General features: G+C 52.1%; 15 protein-coding genes. 13 read left to right on the forward strand and 2 right to left on the reverse strand.

All coding sequences use genetic code 11. From position 1 onward, the window contains the following. Window positions 1-185: 185 nt before the first annotated feature. The 4 genes from B152_RS24840 (at window position 186) to B152_RS0101060 (ending at window position 8,189) form a co-directional block, all read left to right on the forward strand. On the forward strand, window positions 186-1,613 hold the full coding sequence (locus tag B152_RS24840) for a sensor histidine kinase (protein WP_020590514.1): 1,428 nt from the start codon (window positions 186-188) through the stop codon (window positions 1,611-1,613). 221 nt (window positions 1,614-1,834) lie between these two features. After that, window positions 1,835-4,525 (forward strand): DNA mismatch repair protein MutS, encoded by a 2,691-nt coding sequence (mutS, locus tag B152_RS0101050; protein WP_051082934.1) that lies wholly within the window; start codon window positions 1,835-1,837, stop codon window positions 4,523-4,525. A gap of 103 nt (window positions 4,526-4,628) precedes the next feature. Next, window positions 4,629-7,397: a [protein-PII] uridylyltransferase gene (locus B152_RS0101055; RefSeq protein WP_020590516.1), complete on the forward strand. Its 2,769-nt coding sequence runs from the start codon at window positions 4,629-4,631 to the stop codon at window positions 7,395-7,397. Between the two features lie 231 nt (window positions 7,398-7,628). Next, the gene (locus B152_RS0101060; protein ID WP_020590517.1) at window positions 7,629-8,189 is read left to right on the forward strand and encodes a PAS domain-containing protein; all 561 of its coding nucleotides are present in this window, start codon (window positions 7,629-7,631) and stop codon (window positions 8,187-8,189) included. A 22-nt stretch (window positions 8,190-8,211) separates the two neighbouring features. Here B152_RS0101060 and B152_RS0101065 read toward each other — a convergent pair whose 3' ends face one another. Then, window positions 8,212-8,844 carry a LysE family translocator gene (locus tag B152_RS0101065; protein WP_020590518.1) on the reverse strand — a complete coding sequence of 211 codons (633 nt, stop codon included), beginning with the start codon at window positions 8,842-8,844 and terminating at the stop codon, window positions 8,212-8,214. A 382-nt stretch (window positions 8,845-9,226) separates the two neighbouring features. Between B152_RS0101065 and murJ the strand changes: the two genes are divergently transcribed. Next, the gene (gene murJ, locus B152_RS0101070) at window positions 9,227-10,858 is read left to right on the forward strand and encodes a murein biosynthesis integral membrane protein MurJ (RefSeq protein WP_020590519.1); all 1,632 of its coding nucleotides are present in this window, start codon (window positions 9,227-9,229) and stop codon (window positions 10,856-10,858) included. A 56-nt stretch (window positions 10,859-10,914) separates the two neighbouring features. Here murJ and B152_RS0101075 read toward each other — a convergent pair whose 3' ends face one another. Further along, window positions 10,915-11,523 carry a 2-hydroxychromene-2-carboxylate isomerase gene (locus B152_RS0101075; protein ID WP_020590520.1) on the reverse strand — a complete coding sequence of 203 codons (609 nt, stop codon included), beginning with the start codon at window positions 11,521-11,523 and terminating at the stop codon, window positions 10,915-10,917. A 315-nt stretch (window positions 11,524-11,838) separates the two neighbouring features. On the opposite strand from B152_RS0101075, the gene B152_RS0101080 reads away from it, so the two are divergent. The 8 genes from B152_RS0101080 (at window position 11,839) to B152_RS0101115 (ending at window position 20,267) form a co-directional block, all read left to right on the forward strand. Continuing rightward, window positions 11,839-12,609 carry a DeoR/GlpR family DNA-binding transcription regulator gene (locus B152_RS0101080; RefSeq protein WP_020590521.1) on the forward strand — a complete coding sequence of 257 codons (771 nt, stop codon included), beginning with the start codon at window positions 11,839-11,841 and terminating at the stop codon, window positions 12,607-12,609. 156 nt (window positions 12,610-12,765) lie between these two features. Then, on the forward strand, window positions 12,766-14,274 hold the full coding sequence (gene glpD, locus B152_RS0101085) for a glycerol-3-phosphate dehydrogenase (RefSeq protein WP_020590522.1): 1,509 nt from the start codon (window positions 12,766-12,768) through the stop codon (window positions 14,272-14,274). 71 nt (window positions 14,275-14,345) lie between these two features. Next, window positions 14,346-15,437: an ABC transporter ATP-binding protein gene (locus tag B152_RS0101090; RefSeq protein ID WP_020590523.1), complete on the forward strand. Its 1,092-nt coding sequence runs from the start codon at window positions 14,346-14,348 to the stop codon at window positions 15,435-15,437. Between the two features lies 1 nt (window position 15,438). After that, complete coding sequence (locus B152_RS0101095; protein WP_026261170.1) at window positions 15,439-16,518, forward strand: ABC transporter ATP-binding protein; 1,080 nt, start codon at window positions 15,439-15,441, stop codon at window positions 16,516-16,518. 2 nt (window positions 16,519-16,520) lie between these two features. Beyond that, complete coding sequence (locus B152_RS0101100; RefSeq protein WP_020590525.1) at window positions 16,521-17,390, forward strand: carbohydrate ABC transporter permease; 870 nt, start codon at window positions 16,521-16,523, stop codon at window positions 17,388-17,390. Between the two features lie 3 nt (window positions 17,391-17,393). Continuing rightward, window positions 17,394-18,191, forward strand: a complete 798-nt coding sequence (locus B152_RS0101105) for a carbohydrate ABC transporter permease (RefSeq protein WP_020590526.1) — start codon at window positions 17,394-17,396, stop codon at window positions 18,189-18,191. A gap of 17 nt (window positions 18,192-18,208) precedes the next feature. Beyond that, window positions 18,209-18,487 (forward strand): DUF2160 domain-containing protein, encoded by a 279-nt coding sequence (locus B152_RS0101110; protein WP_020590527.1) that lies wholly within the window; start codon window positions 18,209-18,211, stop codon window positions 18,485-18,487. 70 nt (window positions 18,488-18,557) lie between these two features. Further along, window positions 18,558-20,267: an ABC transporter substrate-binding protein gene (locus B152_RS0101115; RefSeq protein ID WP_020590528.1), complete on the forward strand. Its 1,710-nt coding sequence runs from the start codon at window positions 18,558-18,560 to the stop codon at window positions 20,265-20,267. Window positions 20,268-20,336: the final 69 nt, after the last annotated feature.

Below are 20,336 nucleotides of genomic sequence, written 5' to 3' on the forward strand. Positions count from 1 at the left end.
TGCATCAGGAGATAATTTACAAATCTTCAACCGTCATTTCCTCTGAAACATGCATAATTATTATCAGTTTCTTTGTTTTTTCCGATGCAATATACCCAGAGCTGACGCATTATGACTTAAGTCTTGATGACATATCTAACCTATTTTCAGAGACAGATCGGTTCGTTCATCCGTGAAATATACATATGCTGAAACCCGTTAAGACCATTAACGCCAAGGTGTTGTTTCTGATTGTGCCTGCCGTCTTACTGGTTTCGCTATTTCAGAACATGGTGGACAGTTATCTTGATTATCAGGATGATCAGGAGATGATTGCCACCCAGTGGCAAAATCTGGCGACGACACAGGCCAATGTGGTTTCGGGATATCTCTGGAATTTCGATATTGAAGCGATCCAGTCTCATCTTGATAGTCTGGTTGAGTTCAACGAGGTTTATAGCGCGGAAGTTTACGACGAAAAGCAGAGCCTGGTTTCTGGCTCGGGCGAGATTGAGGTCGATGGTCCGGCTTACAGAGTTATCACTCTGGACATCATCTACAAGGACCCTTTTGTCAATCGGAAGATCGGGCAGTTTGTTCTGGTAATTGCCCATACGGATATTCCAACTCTGCTGCTGAACAATCTTTTGCAGGAGCTTCCCGAGACTATTCTTATGGTCCTGGCTCTGACCGGGATTATTGTTCTTGCGAATCACAAATTTGTTTTCAAGCCACTGCGAGAGTTGAATCAGGGTTTTTCGACTTTTGATCAACAGCTTCTCCGGCACAAGATACCGATTAGCTCAGAAGACGAGGTAGGAGAGTTGATTGATGGCTATAACCGGATGATTGAAAAGCTGGAACAACACGAAAAACAGCAGTTACTCTATGTCCAGGGGCTGGAGGCAGCCAACCGGGCCAAAACTGATTTTCTGGCAAACATGAGCCACGAGTTAAGGACGCCTCTCAACGCGATTATCGGCTTCTCCGAGATGATCAAATTTGAGATGCTTGGAAAGCTGGATGAACCAAAATATCGTGATTATGCCGAAGATATCTACAGCAGTGGTACTTTGCTGCTGGAAATTATCAACGATATCCTTGACATGTCCAAGATCGAGGCCGGAGAAGTCCACCTTAACGAAGAGATTATTGATCTGCGAGAAGTGGTTCAATCCTGTTATCGCATGATTAACGGTCGCGCTGAACGCAACAAGATTTCAATCGGGACGAAATTCCAGCCAGACTGCCCTTATCTCTATTGCGACAATACCCGTGTGCGACAGGTGCTGCTAAACCTCTTGAGCAATGCAGTCAAATTTACCCCTCCTGGAGGAAAAATTACGATTGAGGTCGGTGTCTCGGCTCAGCAACAGCTGGAAATCGTGGTCGCAGATAACGGCATTGGTATTCCCGAAGAAAAAATTGCTGAAGTTCTCAAGCCTTTTATACAGGTAGACAGCCACCTGACCCGTCAGCATGAAGGAACCGGTCTTGGATTGCCTCTGTCGAAAACGCTTATGGAGCTCCATGGCGGCAGCCTGCGGCTTGAAAGCAAGCTGGATAAGGGAACCAGGGTGATTATGGTTTTTCCAACGGAACGGATCAGAGAATCTGTGTCTCTGGCAAGATAACGGGGCGTAACCGGTTCCCTGTTTCATAGACTTTGCTCAACCAGATGACTGTGCTAACTTCCAGCACCAGTTTTCCTATAGTTTTAGAGTTGATTTATTTTGTGACCGAAACGATTTCTTCTGCAGCATCCCCTTCTCATCATTCTGCAACTGATTCCTTGAAACAGGATGATCCGGGCGCAGCCAGGAATCCAACTTTGCCTGGAAAGGCTGAAGGAAAGATGGGTTCAGCAGACAGCGGAAAAGCAGAAAAAATCACACCGATGATGGTTCAGTACCTTGAAATCAAGGAGGCCCACCCCGGGTCCTTGCTGTTTTATCGGATGGGAGATTTTTACGAACTGTTTTTTCAGGATGCTGTTGAGGCGTCGGCGGCACTGGATATCACCCTGACCAAACGGGGGCATCACAAAGGGGCAGATATTCCCATGTGCGGCGTGCCTGTTCATGCGGCGGATGGCTATCTTTCCCGTCTGATCAGAAAAGGTTTCAAGGTTGCGATCTGTGAACAGATGGAAGATCCGGCGGAGGCCAAAAAACGTGGAACAAAATCGGTCGTAAAACGGGGCGTTGTTCGCCTGGTAACACCGGGAACGATCACAGAGGACGAGCTGCTTGATGTTCGCAGTCATAACTTTCTTGCCGCCATTACCGATGCGGCGGGTGGTTATGGTTTGGCCTGGCTGGACATGTCGACGGGTGATTTTTTTGCCCAGCCTGTGCAGGTGGCAGGAGACGGGCAGCTGGGCGCCTTGCTGGCAGCACTGGCACGTTTGAGCCCGGGGGAGCTTCTTTTGCCGGAGCGGCTGTATCAACGACAAGAATTTTTTGAGATCATCAACGAGTGGCGCGAGGCTATCTCGCCTCTGCCTTCCTCTCGTTTTGACAGCGAAAATGCCCGGCGCCGCCTTGAGGAAGTCTTCTCGGTCCGGGCACTGGATGCTTTTGGGGAGTTCTCCCGGGCGGAAACAGCCGCAGCCGGAGCCCTTCTGGACTATGTTGAGCTGACCCAGAAGGGGAAGCTTCCCCGGCTTTCAGCACCGAGGCAGGTTCGTTCTGGCGCTGTGATGGAGATTGATGCTGCGACCCGTCGCAATCTGGAGCTGACACAGGCGCTCACAGGCGGGCGCAAAGGCAGTCTTTTGGCAACGATCGACCGCACCATTACCGGGGCGGGAGCTCGATTGCTGGGGGCCTGGATGTCTTCGCCGCTGACCGACGCAACCGCGGTTATTGACCGTCTGGATATGGTTTCCTGGGCGGTTGAACAGGATAATCTGCGTCAGGACCTGCGCAACAGCCTGCGGCAGTGTCCGGATATCGAACGCGGTCTCTCCCGGCTGACAATTGGACGGGGCGGCCCCCGGGATCTTGCAGGTATCAGGGATGCCCTGCAGGAAGCTTCGCGGCTGAAAGATCTTTTGTCCCGTATGGCAGGAGATACTCTTCCCGAAGGACTGCAACGTTTGGCTGTTCAGCTGGGAGATCATCAGGAACTCTGTGCCAAGTTACAAAAAGCCCTGCTGGAAGACCTCCCGCTTCAGGCCCGGGATGGTGGTTTTATTGCCCGGGGTTTTGCTCCGGCGCTGGATGAATTTAAACAGCTGCGGGATGACAGTCGGAAATTGATTGCGGGCCTGCAGTCCAAATATATCGAGATGACCGGTGTTAACAGCTTGAAGGTCAAGCACAACAATGTTCTGGGCTATTTTATTGAGGTCAGCCCGACCAATGCTTCCCGGGTGGACACCGGCCCGGATTCCGAGTTTATTCATCGCCAGACCCTGGCCTCGGCGATGCGTTTTACCACGGTTGAGCTTTCTGAACTGGAGCAGAAAATTGCGGGGGCTGCAGGCAAGGCTCTGGCGATTGAGCTTGAGCTCTATGAGGAACTGGTTACAGGCGTTGTTGAGACAGCAGATACAGTTGCTTCTGCTGCCCGGGCTCTGGCGACACTGGACGTGATTTCCGCGCTTGCCGAGTTGGCAGTGACAGAGCGCTGGAATCGCCCCAAAGTTGATCAGTCTCTTGCTTTTGATATCGTCGGCGGGCGACATCCTGTGGTGGAAGCAGCACTGGCAAAAACCCAAGATGGCCCTTTTGTTGCCAATAACTGTATCTTGGAGGGGCAGGAAAGGTTGTGGCTGGTGACAGGGCCGAATATGGCAGGTAAATCGACTTTCCTGCGCCAGAATGCCCTGATTGCGGTTCTGGCCCAGATGGGGTCCTTTGTACCAGCTGAATCAGCGCATATCGGGGCGATTGATCGGCTGTTCAGCCGAGTTGGCGCAGCAGATGATCTGGCGCGCGGGCGTTCGACCTTTATGGTTGAAATGGTTGAGACAGCGGTAATTCTCAATCAGGCGACAGAACGGTCTTTGGTGATTCTGGACGAGATCGGGCGCGGGACGGCGACCTATGATGGTCTGTCTATTGCTTGGGCCTGCGTCGAGCATTTACATGAAGCAAACAGATCCCGGGCACTTTTTGCCACGCACTATCATGAGCTGACAAGTCTGACGGCCAAGCTTGAATCTCTTTCCTGTCACTCTATGCGGGTCAAAGAATGGCAGGGGGAAGTCGTGTTCCTGCATGAGGTAACGTCCGGGGCTGCTGATCGTTCCTACGGCATTCATGTGGCCAGGCTTGCTGGTTTGCCTGCAGTTGCCATTGCCCGGGCAGAGCAGGTACTCGAGACTCTGGAGAAAGACGGACAGGCAGGTAATTTGGCGCATCTGGCCGAGGACCTACCTCTTTTTGCCAATTTGCAACGGGCTGAGGCAGAAGCCCTGTCGCCAGCCGGAGGCAAATCCGAACTTGAGTTGCGACTGGATGCTGTGGCACTGGACGATCTGACACCGCGCGAAGCGCTGGATCTTCTTTATGAGCTGAAAGGGCTTGGGCGGAGCTGATTGTCCCTGCTATGCTCATCTCTTCAAAGGACGATAGTCATCCAAAGTCTTTGTTCCCAGCAGTTTTTTCCCTGGCGATGATGTTTCAGTAAAGCAGGTGTAGATGCCGATTACTTCTCTAGATTATGCCTATAATCAGGATGTTAAAAATAAGACCGCTATTTTTCCTGCTACAGAGCTGAGTAAAAAAATTGCCGAAATACGTGCAACAAAAGAGCCAGCCCTAACCAAACGCAATCAGGTTCTTGCTCTGTTGCGGGATGCTTTGGGTGAGGGGCGTGCGGAAGTTCGCAAGCGGTTCGACGAAAAAGCTTCCGGGACAATGGTTGTTCGCGCCAACTGCTTTTTGGTCGATCAAATCGTCAATTTTGTCTATCACTTTGTAAATGAAGAACTTTACCCGGTGGGGGTCCCGTCCAAGGGGGAAAGCCTTTCGGTTGCGGCTGTGGGCGGATATGGACGCGGAGAGCTGGCACCGCAGTCTGACGTGGATATCCTGTTTTTGCTGCCCTACAAAAAAACGCCCAGAACCGAGCAAGTTGTGGAAGCGATGCTCTATTTTTTGTGGGATCTGAATTTTAAGGTCGGCCACTCTGTACGCACCCTGAAGGAGTGTATCCGCAGTTCACAGGCAGATCTCACTATCAATACTTCTATTCTGGAATCCAGGTTTCTTTGCGGCGATTTCAAACTTTTTACCCAGTTGCGTAAAACCTATGACAGGGTGGTAAGATCCGGACATGGGGCCAGCTTCATCGAGGAAAAACTTGCCGAACGCAGTGAACGCCACAAGAAAGTCGGGGGGTCCCGCTATACGCTTGAGCCGAATATCAAAGAGGGCAAGGGCGGCCTGAGAGACCTGCAGACCCTTTTCTGGATCGCCAAGTTTATCTATCAGGTTGATGATGTTTCCAGCCTGGTTGAAAAGGGTGTTTTTACCCGGCAGGAAGTCCGTCAATTTGAAAAGGCGCAGGCTTTTCTCTGGTCGGTACGCTGTGCCCTGCATTATCTAACCAATCGTCCGGAAGAGCGTTTAAGCTTTGATGTTCAGCGGGAGTTGGCGGACTGGATGCAGTATACGGATCATGCAGGGACCAAGGGTGTCGAGCGCATGATGAAACACTATTTCATTGTCGCCAAGGCGGTCGGTGGGCTGACCCGTATCTTCTGTGCTGCACTAGAAGCCGAGCATAACCGTCGATCAGGCTTTCGCCTGCCCCTGCCTTTTTTGCAACGCAAGCGGACGGTGGAAAAGTTCCGGCTTGAAGGTGACCGCCTGACATTCCGGCAGGAAGATACGCTGGAAAAAGATCCCCTGGAAATGCTGCGGATCTTCCATGTGGCGCAAAAGCACGATCTTGATATCCACCCCGCAGCCCTGCGAAAAATCACGCAGAACCTGCGATTGATAAAGCAGCATCTGCGGGATAACGAAGCAGCCAGCAGACTGTTTCTGGATATTCTGGCCTCGCCAAAGGATCCGGAAAAAACCTTGCGACGTTTGAACGAGTCAGGGGTTTTGGGGCGGTTTGTTCCCGATTTTGGCCGGGTCGAAGCTCTGATGCAGTTCAATATGTATCATCACTATACAGTGGACGAGCATACACTTTTTGCCGTGGGGATTTTGCATCAGATTGAAAAGGGTCTGTTGCAGAAAGAAGCCCCAATCGCCAGTGAGGTGGTGCACAAGGTCTTGTCACGCAAAGTTCTCTACGTGGCGGTTTTCCTGCACGACATTGCCAAGGGACGATCAGGAGACCATTCGGTTGAAGGTGCCAAGATCGCTTTGCGGATTTGCCCGCGTATGGGCTTGACGGCAGAAGAAACGGAAACGGTTTCTTGGCTGGTGCGCTATCACCTGACCATGAGTGAAACCGCCTTTTCCAGAGACATTGACGATCCCAAAACCATTCAGGATTTTGCCGAGATCGTGCAATCGCCGGAACGTCTGCGTCTCTTGCTGATTTTGACGGTTGCCGATATCCGTGCGGTTGGGCCAAATGTCTGGAATGCCTGGAAGGCTGCCTTGCTGAGAGAGCTTTACTGGCGCACGGAAGAACTTCTTTCGGGAGGGCTTGCGGCTGAAGGGCAGGAGCGGAGGGTGCAGGTGGCCTGGGAAAAGCTGACTGCCGCACTGTCGCACTGGCCGGCACAGGAACTGGCGTTGCATTTGGAGCGGGGGACGGTTTCCTACTGGATCTCCAGTGATACAGAAACCCAGGCGCGGCATGCGGAACTGATCCGTCAGGCGGAGAGTGATAAGTCACCCTTTACGGCAGAGGTCAGAGTGGATCATTACCGCCAGGTGACCGAAGTGACCATCTATGCAGCTGACCATCCAGGGCTTTTCAGCAGGGTGGCAGGTGCCTTGGCTGTTTCCGGGGCCTCGATCGAGGGGGCAACCATCCATACTCTGCGCAATGGCATGGCGCTGGACAGTTTTTACATTGCTGATTCCCACAGCAAGACCTTGATTGAAGAACCGGATCGGCTAGAGCAGATTGAAACAGCGATAGAGCAATCGCTTACGGGAGAGCTGAAAGCGGCAAAACTGTTGAAAACCCTGCCGACCCGGCTGCCGAGCCGCGTGCTCAAGGCCATGCGGGTCAAGCCGCGTGTTCTGATCGATAACAAGGCCAGTGCGAGCTATACCGTGATCGAGGTCAATGGCCAGGATCGGCCGGGCCTGCTTTATCATTTGACGCAGGCGCTGACCAAGCTGGGGCTACTGGTTCATTCCGCCCGCATTGCGACGTACGGTGTGCGTGCGGTTGATGTGTTTTACGTCGAATCTGCACTGGGCGACAAGATCTCGAGCCAGCAAAAGCTGAATACGATCCAGAAAAAGCTGCTGGAGATTCTCGAACCCTAAAGAGTGGGCAAATGAATTCTGTCCGGAAAGGCGCTGTAGAAGATTGTGTCTTGAGCGGGGTCCCGAGTGGGGCTGATAGCATATTGGCTTTTCTGTCTCAGGTGGACAGACGCGCCGCGTCTCTTTCATTCAGGTGCCGGGGAAATTTGTGTTAATGTAGCTGGAATAAGTAGCGGGGACAGAATTATTGCGCTGTCTCTCCCTGTGATAACTCTTTCCCGGGAACAGACAGTGTCCTCCTCTCTGGCCTTTGATTTCCTGAGTCCACGCTGCCAGCAGTTCCATGACTACTGGTGGAGACTGAACGAGTCTTCCGGGCAGGCTGTGCCTTATAAGGCGGATTTTAACCCGGCAGAAATCAAACCGGTTCTGCCGTATGTTTTGCTCCATGATCTCGCCACGCCGGGGAAATCTCTTTTGCGGCTGGTCGGAACGGCTATCGTTGACCGGATGGGGATTAACGCAACAGGAAGGGACTACCTGGACTTTGTTTCACAAGAACGCAGAGACAAGGCCTATCGGCATCTGCAGACCACGTCTTCCCTTCCCTGCGGCATGAGGGTTGTGATTGAAGGGAGATATCTATCGGGGCGGGTCAATGTTTCCGAGACTGTTGGCTATCCCCTTGAAGCAGCAGGAGGTGCCTCGCGATATATGATCTTCGTCGACGACATTGTCGAGACCATGGAATATCAGGATGTGAGTGACAAACAGCTTGAATATTACCGGGTCAGGCGGCGGGACTATATCGATATTGGCGCTGGAATTCCTGCCGTCAAACCTCCAGAATGACTCCAGAAATTATTGCAAAAAACTATCTGCTGGCCAGCAGGGCACTTGCCCCGATTAAGGCCCCACCACTGATCCGGTTGACCATCTGCACCTTGCCGGACCGTTTCAGGAGGGGAACAAGCTGACTGCCGCCGAGGGCATAGCTCATCAGCCAGAAGAATTCGATCACAACAAAGCTTCCTGCAAGAATCGCGAGCTGGGGCCCCTGTGGAAGGTCCAGATTGATGAATTGGGGTAAAAAGGCGGCAAAGAAAATCATTGCTTTAGGGTTGCTGGCACCGACCAGAAACGCCTGGCGATAAAGCGAGAAAAAATCTTTTTTACGGCTTGTCGTGCTGGTGCTGCCAGATGCGGTATTATCCAGTGCCATCGCCGGGCTGCGCCAGGCCTTGATTCCCAGATAAAGCAGATAGATGACGCCGCCCCACTTGACCACGGTAAAGGCCTCTGCTGATGTTGAAAGAATGGCACTTAAACCTGCTGCAGAGGCAAAAAGCATGATCAGCATGGCTGATACGCCGCCAAGGGAGCTGGCAAAGGCTGCCCGCTTTCCCCGAGTCATGCCAATGGTCATCGAAAGCAGCATGTTTGGCCCCGGGGTCATCGAAGCGATGCAGGTGGTGACGACATAGATCAACCAGGTTTCAAGCGACATTTGGCAGCCTTCCAGGGCAGGAATCAGAGCAGGAATCGGGATACAAGAAAATTCATCGAGACTATAGGGAGATCCTCTGTCACTGAAAAGCCATGATTATGAGTGATGAAGGCCGGGTGACAGGAGCAGGTACCCTGCCCCGGATTTGATGGATCTGTCGCCTAGAAACTGGACTTTGGCAGGATGAGCAGAGTTTAGCTCTTTCTGGCTGTTACTCTCTGGTCTTTTCATCAGACAGGGTGGAATCTCTTCCCAAGAGATGGGCCATCCATTAATAAAGAGCGTGTTATTATCTGAAGTTTATGTCTCGTAACCTGTGTTCTGAAGCTGTTTTCGTTGCTTCAAGGTGAACCGGGAAGGCGTGTAGGGGGCGGAGTTCTGTATGTCTTTGGGGAAAAATCTGACAACAGTCAGCGGGTTTACGGGCTTGAGCCGTATTCTTGGTTTTGTGCGCGATATCCTGATTGCGACCTCTCTGGGCACCGGACCTGTTGCGGATGCATTTTTTGTCGCCTTTCGTCTCCCGAACCTCTTCCGGCGTCTCTTTGCCGAGGGGGCGTTCAACGCTGCATTTGTTCCGCTTTACGCCGGAAAAATAGAAGCTGAAGGACCTGAAGCAGCCCAGACATTTGCGGAACAGGTACACGCGGTGATGTTCACCTTCATGCTGGTTTTGACGCTCGCCGCTATGGCCGCCATGCCCTGGGTGACCTATTGGCTTGCGCCGGGGTTCGAGGATTGGGCTATCAATACCGTGACTGGTGAGGGGTTCCGGGTGAGGGCAGAGGGGAGTGATGTCCTTTTGGCAGTTCCTGAGAACTTTATTCCCCTATTGGATTATGCCGAGGTTCTGAACAACATTGCTTTCCCTTATCTGTTCTTCATGGTGATCGTCGCTCTTTTCTCGGGCATGTTGAACAGTTTCGGCCGCTTTGCCGAGGCTGCGGCAGCGCCGGTGTTACTGAACGTATTTTTTATTGTTTCCCTGCTTTTGATTATTCCCAGAGTGGAAGACAGCGGAGAGGCTCTGGCCTGGACAGTGACCTCTGCCGGTTTTGGACAGTTGCTTCTTGTCTATCTGGCACTGAGGAAAGCCGGGCTGCACATGAAGTTGCGCCTTCCACGCCTGAATAGCGATGTGAAGACCCTGATGAGACGGATGGTGCCGGGGCTTTTTTCCGCAGGCGCCATGCAGATCAATGTGGTGATCGGCACGATGATATCGAGTTATCAGGAATCAGGCGTTTCCTTCCTCTATTTCGCTGATCGGGTGTATCAGTTACCACTTGGGTTGATCGGGATCGCCTTTGGCGTGGTCCTGCTGCCGGAACTTTCTCGCAAATTAAAAGCCAATGATCATGATGGCGCCATGCGCAGCATGAATCAGGGCATGGAGATGGCTCTGTTATTGACCCTGCCTGCGACCATCGCGCTGGTTGTCATTCCCTGGCCGATTATCGTAACGCTGTTTGAACATGGTGAGTTTACCCGGGAATCAACCAATGCAACCGCTCTGGCACTGATGGCCTATGCTGCAGGCCTGCCAGCTTATGTTCTGGTTAAAATTCTCCAGCCAGCGTTTTATGCACGTGAAGATACGGTAACCCCATTTCATCTGGCGATTGTGTCAATTGTNGTCAACATTGTCCTGAGTCTGGCTCTGTTCCAGGTGATGCAGCATGTTGGAATTGCCCTGGCTACGGCGATCTCTTCCTGGGTCAACGTTCTGATGCTCTGGATTGTGCTGATAAGGCGAGGCCACTTGAAACTTAATGCGCGTTTCGTCTCCCGCCTGCCAAAAATTCTTGCAGCCTCTCTTGTGATGGGCGGCGGTCTCTGGGCTGGGATGCGCTGGCTGAATCCCTGGTTTGAGGGAGTTCATTATGAGAAAATTGTCGCGCTTTCTGCTCTGATCGGGGGTGGATTTCTGCTTTATGCTCTGCTGACGGTGTTGTTCGGTATTATCCGACCTGCAGATATCAGCCGTATGTTTAGCCGTAAAAAGAAGATCTAGCCTGAAAATAGAGACCTGATCTCCAGGTGAGCAGATCTCTATTTTAGAGTGTTTGTTCAGGGTTTTTCCAGGGCCCGGTCAAGAAAGTCGATGCGGTCCTGCCCCCAGAAAATCTCGTCCTTGTAGATGTAGGTCGGGGAACCGAAGACATCCCGGGCATGAGCTTCGGCTGTGGTTTCATCGTAACTGGCGCTCAAGGCGTCGCTTTTTGCTAGGTCCATGAGGGAATCTGCATCAAAACCACAAGCCCTGGCAATTTCTGCAAGAGTTGCTTCATCAGAAATATTGCGTTCTTCGGCCCAGACAGCGGTCAGGATGGCATCGCTAAGCTTTCCTGCTCCTTGCCTGACCGCTTCTTGCTCAGCCGCTGCGAGAACCATTCGTGCCGCGAGGCTTTGGTCTGCAGGCCAGAAGGCAGGTTGAAAATTCATGGGAACATTAAGATAGTCAGACCAGCGTTTCAGCTCATCCATACGAAAGCGTTGTCGTGCTGGATGGCGTTTCGCAGGAGGTGTTCCTCCCATTTTTTCGAATGTTTCCATCACGTTGATTGGTTTGTAATTAACCTGTGCACCATGTTTGGCCACCACCTGGTTAAAGCGGCTGATTCCCAGATAGCTCCAGGGTGACAGCAGAAAGTGGTAGTAGTCGATAACCTTGTTCATGTGTTTTCCTCTCCGGCAATCCTGCACAACTGTGTGGGCATATCCAGCGATAGTCGCTCGGGATGCATGTGGTGTCCGGGACAGGCTGGATCAACAGGATAGACCTATTGGTCCAGTCTGTTTTGATCATCTTTACGTGAAAGTGGTCATTGTGTCTTTTCCTCAAATGAATTCTCCTAGGATTCGCAGGAGAAACTACAGTTAAAAGTTTCGTGTTCCGAAAAACGAAACTTTTGCTCTTTCGATTTTCCCGGGCACTACGTAAACTGAATTAGCGAGGCAGATAGCGATCTAATGGCAGCAGGAGATAACCTCATGGAGACACTTAATACCAGGCAGCGGGAAATTGTCGGTATCGCCCGTGTGGAAGGGCGTGTTCTTGTTGAGGAATTGGCCAGTCGCTTCGATGTTTCCCTGCAAACAATCCGGAAAGACCTCACTGAAATCTGTGCCAGGGCGATTCTGAAAAGAATTCATGGCGGCGCCGTTTTTGCGGCAGGGGTGGAAAATCTTCGTTATGACGCGCGAAGGTTGATCGCCCAAAATGAAAAACGCGGCATCGGCATGGCTGCGGCTGAGCTTATTCCGGATAACTGCTCGCTTTTTATCAATATAGGGACGACAACAGAAGAGGTGGCACACTGCCTGCTGCGCAAGAAAGATCTTCTGGTTATTACGAACAATATAAATGTTGCCAATATCTTGCGGCCTTCACCAGCCACCGATGTTATCATCGCCGGGGGCATGGTTCGTCGTTCTGACGGGGGAGTTGTCGGGGAAACGGCAGTGGACTTTATCAAGCAGTTCAAGGTTGATTTTGCGATTATCGGCACATCTGCTGTAGATGAAGATGGCTCTTTACTGGATTTCGATTTGCGTGAAGCGAAAGTGGCTCAGGCCATTATCGCAAATGCACACCACGTTATTCTTTGCGCCGATCAGACCAAGTTGAAACGGACCGCTCCGGTTCGTGTTGCGCACTTCGGGCAGATAAATACCTTTGTTACTGACCGTTTAGAGTCAGAAAGCCTGCGCAAAGTCTGTACAGATCACGGGGTTCGTCTGATCGAGTCCGACCTGTCATAAAACTGTCATAAAAGTTTTCGCTTGCGGTCATAAAAATCTTCGAATAGCTTTCAAAACGAAACAAAAAGAAAGAAGTTCCGAAAGGGACGAAATTTTGGCATTAAAGCCTGGTTTTGGAACATCCGGTTTTGGGATGATGCATTCGGGGAGAATTCGGTGAGCGGTCAGACGTATGACCTCGTCATTGTGGGCGGTGGCGTGAACGGTTGTGGCATTGCACGTGATGCTGCGGGTCGGGGACTGAAAGTTTGTGTTGTCGAGCAGGCAGATCTTGCCCGGGCAACCAGTTCTGCCAGTACCAAATTGATTCATGGTGGTTTGCGCTATCTGGAGCATTACGAGTTCCGTCTGGTACGCGAGGCCCTGATCGAGCGCGAAACTCTCTGGGCAATGGCTCCTCACATTATCTGGCCTTTGCGCTTTGTACTGCCGCATAACAGGGCCCAGCGCCCCGGCTGGATGATCCGGATCGGCCTGTTTCTTTATGACCATCTCGGCGGCCGCAAGAAACTCCCGGCCAGTACAGCGCTCAATCTTGACAAAGATCCAGCTGGCAGACCACTACAGCCAGGGTTTACTAAAGGTTTTGAATATTCAGACTGTTGGGTTGATGATGCCCGTCTTGTCGTTTTAAATGCGATTGATGCCCGGGAAAAAGGCGCGGATATCCACTGCCGCACCCGCTGTGTCAGCGCCAAGGTAGAGGATGGCATCTGGAAGCTTTCCTGCGAGAATGTGGACAGCGGAAAAAAGGCCGAAATCACGGGCAAGGTCATGGTCAATGCCTCTGGCCCCTGGGTTTCCAAGTTTCTTGAAGAACGGCTGGAAAGTTCGTCACATCATGCAATCCGCATGGTCAAGGGCAGCCACATTGTTGTGCCGAAGCTCTTTGATCATGACCGCTGTTATATTTTCCAGAATGATGACAAGCGTATTGTCTTTGCTATCCCCTATGAGCAGGATTTTACCCTTATCGGAACCACAGACGAGGATTTCCAAGGCGATCCTTCTGGCGTGAAGATTTCCGTTGAAGAAGTCAAATATCTCTGCCGTTTGTCGAACAGCTATTTCAAGACCAGCATTACCCCGGATGACGTGGTCCATACCTATTCCGGAGTCCGGCCGCTTTATGACGACGGTGCAAGCCAGGCGCAGGAAGCGACCCGGGATTATGTGCTCAAGGTCGATGAACAGGACGGGGCAGCTGTTCTGAACATCTTTGGTGGCAAGATCACGACCTATCGCCGTCTGGCGGAACATGCGCTGGAAAAGCTTTCGGGCTATTTCGAGAAACCCGGGGAAGCCTGGACCAAGGGCGCAACACTTCCGGGGGGGGATTTCCCTTGTGAAGAAGCTTCCACGCAGGTCAATCAGCTTCTGGGCAAATATCCGTTTATAAAAAAATCTCACGCGGAAAGATTGATCCGGAGCTATGGCACGCGCTACCTTGCGTTGCTGGGCGAGGCAAAGAAGATCGAAGATCTCGGCCAGTGCTTTGGGGCGGATCTCTATGAAGTCGAAGTACAGTATCTGATCGACCAGGAATGGGCCTACAAAGCTGATGACGTCTTGTGGCGGCGCAGCAAGTTGGGTCTCAGAATCAGGGACGACAAGGTGCAGGTGCTGGAAAAATGGATGGCGACAGCAACAAACAAAGCTGGCTGAAGCCAGAAAAATCAACGCCCTCTAAACAATTGCAAAAGAAACAAGTGCGGTTGAGTTTCGGTAGGAAATAAATGACGCTAACTCTTGAAAACGTCTGGAAGACGGTCGGGGACGAGGTGCATATCGCAGAGGCTAATCTTAGCCTGGAACGCGGGACGCTCAATACTCTCCTGGGATCGACACTGTCAGGCAAAACCAGTTTGATGCGCCTTATGGCTGGCTTGGATAAGCCGACCAGGGGGCGTGTCCTGTTTGATGGGCAGGATGTAACAGGGGTCCGGGTACAGGACCGTAATGTTGCCATGGTCTATCAGCAGTTCATCAACTATCCCGCTTTGAGCGTCTATGAGAACATTGCTTCTCCCTTGCGTATTGCGAAAGCGCCCGCTGACGAGATCGACCGCAAGGTCCGGGATGCGGCAGCGATGATGAAGCTCGAGCCGATGCTTGAGCGGACTCCCTCAGAGCTTTCCGGTGGTCAGCAGCAGCGTACCGCCCTGGCACGTGCTCTGGTCAAGGGGGCTGATCTGGTGTTGCTGGACGAACCTTTGGCAAACCTGGACTACAAGTTGCGCGAGGAACTGCGGGAAGAGCTGCCAAAGGTTTTTGCTGAATCCGGTGCTGTTTTTGTCTATGCGACAACGGAACCCACAGAAGCACTGCTGCTGGGCGGGAATACCGCGACCCTGCATGAGGGCCGGGTGACCCAGTTTGGGCCGACCCTGGATATCTATCGCAATCCGGGTAACCTGCTTACAGCTGATGTTTTCTCTGATCCTCCGATGAATACTCTTCCTGTGAGTATCCGCGGGGGTGTTGTCAGCCATGGAGAGATTCTGTCCGCGCCTGCGACAGATGTGCTCTCGAAAGTTCCCGATGGCGATTACGTTATCGGTTTCCGCCCCAACCATTTGCATCTGCATAATCGGGAAGCAGGGTTTATTGCGGTCAAGACTCGTGTTGCCGTTACTGAAATTACCGGTTCGGAATCTTTCGTTCATGTTGATTTTGGCGGCCAGCGCTGGGTGAGCCTGACCCATGGTGTGCGGGAGGTCGAGATCGACAGTAATATCGAAGTCTATCTGGAACCCTCCAAATGCTTCGTCTTTGATGCCGCTGGCAAGCTTGTCGCTGGCCCCTGGACCGCAGGTGGGGAGAACTGATATGGCGAGAATTGAACTAAACCACCTGGCACATTCCTATATGCCGACAATCCAGAGCCCGGAAGAGTTCGCCCTGAAAGAGCTGAACCACGTCTGGGAAGACGGGGGTGCCTATGCCCTTCTCGGTCCTTCCGGCTGTGGCAAGACGACTCTTCTGAACATCATTTCGGGTCTGTTGATTCCGACGCACGGTGAAATCCGCTTTGACGGAGAAGACGTTACCAGAAAAGCGACAGAAGCGCGGAACATTGCACAGGTTTTCCAGTTTCCGGTGATCTATGACACCATGAGCGTCTATGACAATCTGGCATTTCCGCTGCGCAATCGCGGGGTTGCTGCCAATGATGTCGACAGACGGGTCCGGGAGATCGCCGAATTGCTGGAATTGAGTGATACACTCAAGCACAAAGCCAGTGGTCTGACGGCGGATGCCAAGCAGAAAATCTCTTTGGGTCGCGGGCTGGTTCGGGCAGATGTTTCGGCGATCCTGTTTGATGAACCCTTGACTGTCATTGACCCACATCTGAAGTGGCAATTGCGGTCTCAGCTTAAACACCTGCACAAACGATTCAACTACACCATGGTCTATGTGACTCATGACCAGACAGAGGCCCTGACCTTTGCCGACAAGGTTGTGGTGATGTACGACGGGGCTGTGGTTCAGATGGGTACGCCTGAAGAGCTGTTCGAGCGACCGAAACACACCTTTGTGGGTTATTTTATCGGCTCCCCTGGAATGAACGTTGTGCCCTGTCATATTGATGGCGACAAAGCCATGGTTGCCGGGCATGCCTTTGCCATGGAACAGGGTTTTTCAAAAATCCCGACCGGAGCTTCACTTGAAGTTGGTATCCGTCCCGAGTTTCTTTCGCTGTCACGCGAAGGTTCGGGTCCGGAAGTTTCGATCCAGAAGGTGGAAGACCTTGGTCGTTTCAAGGTCGCCAGTGTGCGTCTGGAAGAGCATGAGTTTAAGGTTATGGTTGGCGAAGATCAGGAGGTGCCGACAGATGGCGCCCGTCTGATCGTCGATCCGACCCATGTAAACCTTTATGCCAACAGTCATCTGGTAGAGGAGGCCTGATCATGAACAAATGGTCTGATAACCGCGCCTGGTGGCTCGTGCTTCCAGTTGTCCTGATCGTCGCGTTCTCGGCAGTTATCCCGCTGATGACAGTGGTGAACTATTCTTTTCAGGATACATTCGGCAATAACGAATTCTTCTGGGAAGGGGTTGGCTGGTTCCAGGAAGTTCTGAGGTCTGAGCGTTTCCACTCTGCGATGGGTCGCCAGTTCCTGTTTTCCTTTATCATTCTCGCCATCGAAATTCCGCTTGGAATCGTGATTGCGCTGGCGATGCCGCGCAAGGGGTTCTGGGTGCCCTTCTGTCTGATTCTGATGGCACTGCCGTTGCTTATTCCCTGGAACGTTGTTGGAACAATCTGGCAGATCTTCGGGCGTATCGATATTGGTCTGCTTGGTGCTTTCCTCGACAACATCGGGGTTGAGTATAACTACACGCAGAACACCCTTGATGCCTGGGTGACCCTGGTTGTGATGGATGTGTGGCACTGGACTTCTCTGGTGGTACTGCTGTGCTACGCTGGTTTGCAGTCCATTCCTGATGCCTATTATCAGGCGGCAAGGATCGACGGCGCCAGTAAATGGGCAACCTTCCGTTATATCCAGCTGCCCAAGATGAATCGGGTGTTGCTGATCGCTGTGTTGCTCCGCTTTATGGACAGTTTCATGATCTACACCGAGCCATTTGTCGTGACAGGTGGTGGCCCGGGTAATGATACGACTTTCCTTTCGATCGATCTGGTGCAGATGGCTATTGGTCAGTTTGACCTTGGCCCGGCTGCAGCCATGTCCCTGATCTACTTCCTGATCATTCTGCTCTTCAGCTGGGTGTTTTTCACGATCATGAGCTATCTGGACAGAGTGGAGAACTAAGATATGAAAACCAAAGCTTTTGTAACCGTTCTCTATATCGTCTTTCTGCTGCTGCCGATCTACTGGCTGCTCAATATGTCTCTCAAAACCAATGAAGAGATCCTGAGCACCTTTACACTCTGGCCGCAGGATCTGACCTTTGCCAACTATATGGTGATCTTCACCGACGCCAGCTGGTACAATGGTTATATCAACTCGACGATCTATGTGGTGCTGAACACCATCATCACCCTGCTGGTGGCCTTGCCCGCGGCCTATGCTTTTTCCCGCTATAACTTTATGGGCGACAAGCATCTGTTCTTCTGGCTGTTGACCAACCGGATGGCCCCACCTGCGGTTTTTGCCCTGCCGTTCTTCCAGCTATACTCATCTGTAGGGTTGTTTGATACCCACATCGCTGTGGCGCTGGCGCACTGTCTGTTCAACATTCCACTGGCGGTCTGGATCCTTGAGGGCTTTATGTCCGGGGTACCCCGCGAGATTGATGAAACCGCCTATATTGACGGCTATTCCTTCCCGCGTTTCTTTGCCCGGATTTTCACCCCCATGATCTCTTCCGGGATCGGTGTGGCTGCGTTCTTCTGCTTTATGTTCTCCTGGGTGGAGCTTCTGCTGGCCAGAACCCTGACCTCGGTGGATGCAAAGTCGATCAGTGCGACGATGACCCGGACGGTTTCAGCATCAGGCCTGGATTGGGGGGTGCTGGCCGCGGCCGGGATCCTGACCATTATTCCGGGCATACTGGTAATTTATTTTGTTCGCAACTACATCGCCAAGGGCTTTGCCCTGGGCCGGGTATAACTCAAGGAGTCCGTATCATGGAATTGAACTGGATGGCCTGGACCTGGCCAACGGCTATTTTCTTTCTCGTTATCGCAAGCACACTGGTTGTGATGACGGTATTGGCAGTCAAGTTTCCGGAAAGAGAAAAGGTTGGAATTCTCAAAATCCCAACCACACGTGGAGACCGACTGTTTATCACTTTGCTGGGTAGCGCTTTTATCCACCTCGGCTGGCTTCTGGTTTCAGATATCCAGCTGTGGGGGGCCCTCGTCGTAAGCGCTGTCTATGCATTCATCGTGTTTCGGTGGGTGTAGGCAAAAGAGGGCATCGTGGGGAGTGAGGTTCGCCTCACTGACTTGAATGAAGCAACAGGGAGCAAAAATAATGAAATCCCGTTACATTGGTGGCGCGCTTACAGCCGTCGCTCTGGTACTTTCAGCCGGAGCAGCTCATGCCGATGCAGAAGCTGCAAAAAGCTGGGTAGATAATGAATTCCAGCCTTCAACCTTGTCTAAAGAAGACCAGATGAAGGAAATGGAATGGTTTGCCAAGGCTGCAGAGCCGTTCAAAGGCATGGAAATCAATGTGGTTTCCGAAACCATCACCACGCATGAGTACGAGTCCAAAACTCTTGCCAAGGCATTCTTTGAAATCACTGGTATCAAGGTTAACCATGACCTGATCGGTGAGGGCGATGTTGTTGAGAAACTGCAGACACAGATGCAGTCCGGCAAGAACATCTATGATGCCTATATCAACGATTCCGATCTCATCGGTACGCATTACCGCTATCAGCAGGTTGTTCCCCTGACTGACTGGGTTTCCGAAGAAGGTGCAGATGTCACCAACCCGGATCTCGACATCGGTGATTTTATCGGCACTTCCTTTACCACCGGACCTGACGGCAAGCTTTATCAGCTTCCTGACCAGCAGTTCGCCAACCTTTACTGGTTCCGGTATGACTGGTTCACCAATCCTGATCTGAAAGCCCAGTTCAAAGCCAAATATGGTTATGATCTCGGTGTTCCGGTTAACTGGTCTGCCTACGAAGATATCGCTGACTTCTTCACCAACGACGTGAAGGAAATCGACGGTGAAGCCGTTTACGGCCACATGGATTACGGTAAAAAAGATCCATCTCTCGGCTGGCGTTTTACTGATGCTTGGCTGTCTATGGCTGGTGCCGGGGATAAGGGCATTCCAAACGGTCTGCCTGTAGACGAGTGGGGCATCCGTATGGAAGGCTGCCGTCCTGTCGGGTCTTCTGTTGCCCGTGGTGGCGCGACCAACGGACCAGCTGCGGTTTATTCCGTTACCAAGTATGTTGACTGGCTGAAAAAATACGCACCTCCTTCTGCACCAGGCATGACTTTTGGTGAAGCAGGTCCGGTTCCTGCCCAAGGTGCAATTGCCCAGCAGATCTTCTGGTACACTGCTTTCACTGCAGACATGGTCAAAGAAGGTCTGCCGGTTGTGAATGCAGACGGAACACCAAAGTGGCGTATGGCTCCTTCTCCAAAGGGTCCTTACTGGGAAGAAGGCCAGAAGCTTGGCTATCAGGATGCGGGTTCCTGGACTCTGATGAAGTCCACACCGGTTGATCGTCGTAAAGCTGCCTGGCTCTATGCCCAGTTCACGGTTGCCAAGACTGTTTCCCTGAAGAAAAGCCATGTTGGTCTGACCTTCGTTCGCGAGAGCGACATCCAGCATGAGTCCTTCACTGAGCGGGCACCAAACCTTGGTGGTCTGGTCGAGTTCTATCGTTCCCCTGCACGTCTGCAGTGGACACCAACTGGTGTGAACGTTCCGGATTATCCGAAACTGGCACAGCTCTGGTGGCAGAACATTGGTGATGCGAGCTCTGGCTCCAAGACACCACAAGAAGCCATGAATGCTCTGGCTGAAGCACAGGACAAGGTTCTTTCCCGTCTTGAAAAAGCCGGTGTTCAGGGCGAGTGTGGTCCCAAGCTGAACGAAGAGCAGGCTGAAAGCTACTGGCTGGAACAGCCTGGTTCTCCAAAAGCCAAACTGGCTGACGAGAAACCACAGGGCGTTACAGTTGACTATGATGAACTGATTGCCAGCTGGAACTAATCCTTCCTCACGGTATGACGAATGAAGACGGGGCCGGAAGAAAACTTCCGGCCCCGTCTTGTTTTGTAG

It is taken from the genome of Kiloniella laminariae DSM 19542, from assembly GCF_000374005.1.
Lineage (GTDB): Bacteria > Pseudomonadota > Alphaproteobacteria > Kiloniellales > Kiloniellaceae > Kiloniella > Kiloniella laminariae.

Excerpts from the sequence above, each read along its gene's own strand:
- B152_RS24840 (WP_020590514.1), top strand. The coding sequence starts at position 186 with ATGCTGAAACCCGTTAAGACCATTAACGCCAAGGTGTTGTTTCTGATT.
- mutS (WP_051082934.1), top strand. The coding sequence starts at position 1,835 with ATGGGTTCAGCAGACAGCGGAAAAGCAGAAAAAATCACACCGATGATG.
- B152_RS0101055 (WP_020590516.1), top strand. The coding sequence starts at position 4,629 with ATGCCGATTACTTCTCTAGATTATGCCTATAATCAGGATGTTAAAAAT.
- B152_RS0101065 (WP_020590518.1), bottom strand. The coding sequence starts at position 8,844 with ATGTCGCTTGAAACCTGGTTGATCTATGTCGTCACCACCTGCATCGCT.
- B152_RS0101075 (WP_020590520.1), bottom strand. The coding sequence starts at position 11,523 with ATGAACAAGGTTATCGACTACTACCACTTTCTGCTGTCACCCTGGAGC.
- B152_RS0101080 (WP_020590521.1), top strand. The coding sequence starts at position 11,839 with ATGGAGACACTTAATACCAGGCAGCGGGAAATTGTCGGTATCGCCCGT.
- B152_RS0101090 (WP_020590523.1), top strand. The coding sequence starts at position 14,346 with ATGACGCTAACTCTTGAAAACGTCTGGAAGACGGTCGGGGACGAGGTG.
- B152_RS0101095 (WP_026261170.1), top strand. The coding sequence starts at position 15,439 with ATGGCGAGAATTGAACTAAACCACCTGGCACATTCCTATATGCCGACA.
- B152_RS0101100 (WP_020590525.1), top strand. The coding sequence starts at position 16,521 with ATGAACAAATGGTCTGATAACCGCGCCTGGTGGCTCGTGCTTCCAGTT.
- B152_RS0101105 (WP_020590526.1), top strand. The coding sequence starts at position 17,394 with ATGAAAACCAAAGCTTTTGTAACCGTTCTCTATATCGTCTTTCTGCTG.
- B152_RS0101110 (WP_020590527.1), top strand. The coding sequence starts at position 18,209 with ATGGAATTGAACTGGATGGCCTGGACCTGGCCAACGGCTATTTTCTTT.
- B152_RS0101115 (WP_020590528.1), top strand. The coding sequence starts at position 18,558 with ATGAAATCCCGTTACATTGGTGGCGCGCTTACAGCCGTCGCTCTGGTA.